Consider the following 3,367-nt stretch of genomic DNA (forward strand, 5'->3'; position numbering starts at 1 on the left):
AACCATCCTGCGATTTCCATCCGAAAACCACCTGCGCGTCCTGCAACGGAGCAAGCACTGGACCTGATCGATCCTGCGGCCGGCGCTGATCGTAGGGCTATTCCACCGGCAGCGCCGTGAAAGTGACCCCGCCCTCCGTGCGGCCGAGATGGTCCAGAATGGGCCTCCGCTCCGCGGCTATTGTGACGCGTCAACAGCCAAGTCTTTAGCATCGGGAATCCGAAGACGAATGCCTTCATCATCACCCTGCTCGGGACGAACAAAGGCGTTCGTGCGGGTGAGGACAGATCGGGCGCGCATCAGGTCGTTCCAGGGAATGGAGGCGACATAGCGCTGCGCGAATACGAGCGTCTTTATGATCGGCTCCGGCCAAGCGTTGGTACTCAACGCGCGCAGGGAAGAAATGTAGTTCGACCGATAAACAATCGGGATCAACACGCGCATTTGCCGCGCGACGGCAAGTTCGGCGTTCATCATGACGCGGGCAAGCCGGCCGTTGCCGTCCAGGAAGGGATGCACTTCGGACACGAGAAACATCATGAAGATGGCGCGATGAAGTGGCTCGGAAAGCCGCTGATAGATCCGGAATCCTTCCATGAGCGTTCCATATACGTCTTGTGGCGCAACGAAGATAAAGGTGCCGGCTTGATTTGGACGGTCCTTGAATTCGCCGGGGGTTTTCTCGGGACGCCCCTCCATGATCGTGCGGTGACGGTGGCGCAGAATATCCAGGAAGCTATGGGCGCTCTTTGGCAGACGCTTCATCTCTTCCGGGTCGGAAACCAGGCGAAAGGTACCGAGAACGTCATGCGCATCCGCCGGCCGATTTGTCGGGATTACGCCGTCGAAGATGATCTCGCGGGCTTCGTCGAGCGCGAACTCCGTTCCCTCGATGAAATTCGAGAAGTAGGCTTCAAAGAACGCTTGGTTGATCGCCTCGCGGCCGGTCGGCTGCCACAAGCGCGCAGGCTCGGGCGGAAAGCGCCGCAGGGCGTCGTGAAGCTTCTCGAACACAGCAAGCCGCTTCGGATCGTAGGAAGCCCCGCGTGCCCGTGCCTTTGCGACGGGCGCCCTCAGTTTGGCATTGCGCGTACCGAGCAGGGTTCCGATCATCGCGTCGAGTTCGCGCGCCGCCTCTTCCATCTTCAGCTTCGGCGCGAGTGCCTTGGCCTGGTCGCGCAAGGCATTGAGCCGTTCCTTGCCGCTGTTGCGGAGGAACCGGTCAAGCCATATTTCAATTTCGCTTCGCTTCAGCGTGCGAGCGGCGCCGGAGCGCGCACGTGTCGGACGCATATTCTCGATGAGCGCGCGCGCCGTGGACATGCAGTAGAGGCCGTCGCGCAGGACAAAATCGTCCGGCCGCGGACCGGGGCCACGCCTCGCACGCAGCGTCACGCCGGGCAATGCGATATTTCCGCCGCGCGACGCGACCACGAAGACGGAGCCGTCTGCCGCTGGCTGGTGTTCGAGGGCGGTACGGTCCGCAACGAGGCCGCCGGGAAAAAAGCCGGCCACGATGTCCCAGAGGTTGCGCCGGATGAGCGAAGCGGCCTCCTCGAATTGGTTCGTGGTATAAAGACGCGAGCCGAGGCGGCGCAGCTTGCCGGCGGCGACGGCGCGCGAAACGGCCGCCGACATGGCGGTCGTCGAGACGAAAACCTCGGGCGGGTCCTTGAGGGAAATCCGGGCCACTTAAGCAGTCCTCCCCTGCCAATATAGCAAACTTTATTGACTTAAGGGGATAAAAATGCAAGTTTTCCTTGATTAAGGAATTTGCTACTTTCCTAGCGTGCGATGCCGCCAGGCGCTCCGGACGGCTCGGAGGCTTTAGCCGGCATGAAGACGCCGCCGCCGATGCTTGCGAATTAACGGCGAACACTATTTTCAATCCCGACTGATACCAGCGTTCGTTGGCAATGACCCATCCACCGTCATGGCCGGGCTTCGTCCCGGCCATCCGCGTCATCGCTGCGTCGACAGAAGAAGACGATAAGGGTAGCGAAGGCCGTGCGGGAGAACCGCCAGCACGGCAGCTTGTCGAGAGGCTGAAACATCAGCGTCGCACCGAGCTTGTCGATGGCGCCGAATACATCGACACGGCCGCCGCCGGCTCGTTCGATCTGCTCCTTGATACCCAGGTCGCGATGCAGCGTATGCGCGGCCTTGGCGCCAGTTAAAATCGCGGCACGGTTATCGGCCATCGGAACCCGCTTTGGTGCGCGCGCGCGACTTCAGAAAGTCCGCGAACCGTGCCAATTCTTGCCGATCCTGCTGCGAAAGTGACGCCGCGGCGCGCGCCACATGCGCGACTTCCTCCAGCGTCTTGTCGGTTGCGCGGCTTGGATCTTCGCCCGTGAACCACGCCACCGGCCGCTGGTAGAGCTTCGCCAACTGCGCCAACTCGATGGCGTCGACCTTTCTGCTCCCGGCCTCGATATTCGAAAGCGCACTTCTCGGAATACCGAGTTTTTTCGCGACGTCATCCTGCTTGAGGCCGACATATTCGCGTGCCTCTTTGAGTCGTTCGCTGAGCGCTTGGCGATCTGCATCGGCCGACGGCTGAGAAAAACCCGCGCGTTCATTGGTCATTGAGCTGCTTTTCTTTTGTTAATGAGTTCCAGGTAGCTTGCGTCTCGGACATCAGATCGTTGACGCATGCGTCGACGCTGTCGTAGCCGCCCTTGGGCGAAAACGTCGCGGGCAGGGTAATGCCCAGCAGTTCCTCGACGGCGCAGATCACTTCAACGACGACCAGCGAGTCGATTTCGGGTTCCCAAGAGCGCGGAGCCACGGGAGTGGCGGTGGATGCGTGCCCCGGACGTAGCAAAGCCTGGTCCGCGCCCTGGTCAGCCAGGGCATTCTTGATGCAGGCTTCGACCTCGGCAGAGGGGAATATGGCACCTGGAGAATTCTTCACTAACGTGGCCATGGGGTGTTACGTTGGAATATCGGACACATATGTACGGCATGTCCGAAAATCGTACAAGAGGCTATTTGGCAATTCATGGCGGCCTGGTGGCAAGGACGCCGCTTTGGCCGAGCGCCCCGGACCGCTTGCCGGCTGGCGGGAACGCGAGCCAATCGAGACCAACGACCGGACGCTGCGCACCCTGCTCGACCCGCCGGCCGCGGCACGCCAGGCATCTGCGCCACGTGACGCTGCTGCAGGGCAACAAGGCTTACGGCGTCCATGTCCGCCCGCTTTCGGTACCGGGGCTTAAGAAAACCGCTTCCGAAATGCACGCGCAGCCTCGTTGGTGTAGGATGGGTTGAGCTCTTCGCGAAACCCATCTCGCGAACCCCATCGGCGAACAGAAGAGATGGGTATCGCTTCGCTCCACCCATCCTACGAGTTCCATCCCGCGCC

4 protein-coding genes are annotated in these 3,367 nt (G+C 61.2%); all 4 read right to left on the reverse strand.

The features are described from left to right. Positions 1 to 177: 177 nt before the first annotated feature. Entirely contained in the window at positions 178 to 1,692 is a 1,515-nt protein-coding gene (locus tag ABSG20_RS32810) for a Fic family protein (protein ID WP_423868600.1), read from the reverse strand. A gap of 239 nt (positions 1,693 to 1,931) precedes the next feature. After that, positions 1,932 to 2,201 (reverse strand): hypothetical protein, encoded by a 270-nt coding sequence (locus ABSG20_RS32815; RefSeq protein ID WP_423868601.1) that lies wholly within the window; start codon positions 2,199 to 2,201, stop codon positions 1,932 to 1,934. Next, positions 2,191 to 2,589, reverse strand: coding sequence for a helix-turn-helix domain-containing protein (locus tag ABSG20_RS32820; RefSeq protein ID WP_423868602.1), 399 nt, complete (start codon positions 2,587 to 2,589; stop codon positions 2,191 to 2,193). The genes ABSG20_RS32815 and ABSG20_RS32820 overlap by 11 nt, the downstream gene beginning before the upstream one ends. After that, entirely contained in the window at positions 2,579 to 2,929 is a 351-nt protein-coding gene (locus ABSG20_RS32825; RefSeq protein WP_423868603.1) for a hypothetical protein, read from the reverse strand. The genes ABSG20_RS32820 and ABSG20_RS32825 overlap by 11 nt, the downstream gene beginning before the upstream one ends. Positions 2,930 to 3,367 lie beyond the last annotated feature (438 nt).

Origin of the sequence: Bradyrhizobium sp. (assembly GCF_049512235.1) — a bacterium.
Taxonomy (GTDB): Bacteria; Pseudomonadota; Alphaproteobacteria; order Rhizobiales; family Xanthobacteraceae; genus Bradyrhizobium.